This window comes from Paenisporosarcina sp. TG20 (genome assembly GCF_000286315.1).
Lineage (GTDB): Bacteria > Bacillota > Bacilli > Bacillales_A > Planococcaceae > Paenisporosarcina.
Window position 1 is genome coordinate 1 of sequence record NZ_ALJG01000061.1, and the last position, 1,275, is coordinate 1,275.

1 protein-coding gene is annotated in these 1,275 nt (G+C 31.3%); it reads right to left on the bottom strand.

Annotation, left to right across the window (positions count from 1 at the left end):
* Nucleotides 1-328: 328 nt before the first annotated feature.
* Nucleotides 329-835 carry a DUF3916 domain-containing protein gene (locus B371_RS0100380; protein WP_019412381.1) on the bottom strand — a complete coding sequence of 169 codons (507 nt, stop codon included), beginning with the start codon at nt 833-835 and terminating at the stop codon, nt 329-331.
* Nucleotides 836-1,275 lie beyond the last annotated feature (440 nt).

The window sequence follows — 1,275 nt, forward strand, 5'->3', positions numbered from 1 at the left end:
AAATACTTGCTCAAAATACCAGAGTTTCTGTATTCATGATGCAAACCACTGCATTTTTCTGTTATTTAAAGTAGCAGTGACTTTCTGTAAGGGGTTCTCTTCAGAGGTGCAAAACACGAAATCGATCCCCAAATAGCAATTTAAAACGGAATGATATTAGCATCGCTTTTAGCGGTGCTTTTTGTGGTTTTCAGACAGAAAGTAATGCAAAAAAAACACTGATTATTTACTCAGTGTTTTTCTAGTTTTAATTTTAGTAAGACTAATTTTCATCTGTTCTTGTTAAACTAAAGCACCCGTTAGTTGGAAATACAATGATTGTATCAACTTATTCCAATTCTCCAACAAACCAAATTTCTCTCTTATATTCTCCATCTTCATCACAAATTTCTTCTCTAATCCCTTTTACAATCATATTTTGGGGGATGTTCAACTTCCATTCTCTTTCAAAGTCTCTTTCTTCAGTTAAAGGAATCCACTTTTGAAATTCATTATTTCTATCAAAAAAACCTTCAAAGTGAGTATCTCCATTAAATACAATGACTTGAGTATTAAACAGTTTGGAAGTATCAATTGAAACAACCACTCGGTACTTTTCATCAGTATATGGTTTAATTTCAATCAAATGTTTTGCAGCCTTTAGAAGAGTTTGAACACATAATCGTTTAATTCCAAAAGGAGTCTTCTCAGAATCAATAAAACTTTGAGCTACTGGTAAATGAAGATGCCAGTATCCGTTATAAGAATCGGAAGGAAACTCTTTTGTTTCATCCTCAATTCGCTTAATCATATCCTTTGTTTTTCGTCGTAGTCCTCGTTCCTTCTTATTATGCATATTTGTCTCCAATCTAACATCGGTTAGTTATATTCTTGTTCAACTAACCTGCTCTTTAGTTCAATAAGAAAAAATCCTCTATTACTAATTATACCAATACTTTACAACTTATCCTGCAAAAATTAAAATTCTCTGTTAATAAAAAACCGATGTAGTTTGAAGGTTCTTTTAACATATCAATTAGCAGACTGATTAGTTGTATTACAACTTTCATTGTAGTGCGACCAAATAGGCTGCTAATTATAGAGCTAAAAAAGATGATATTATAGCAATAATACCTATATATCAATAATAAATATGACTGCCAATTCAAATGCGAATTGATAGTCCATTTGTGTTGTGTTTTAAAGTTTTGCACCTCTGAAGAGAACCCCTTAGACTTTCTGTACTCTCTTCTTTTTAAATTGTATTTTCTTGTATGATCAATTTGAAAACATTTA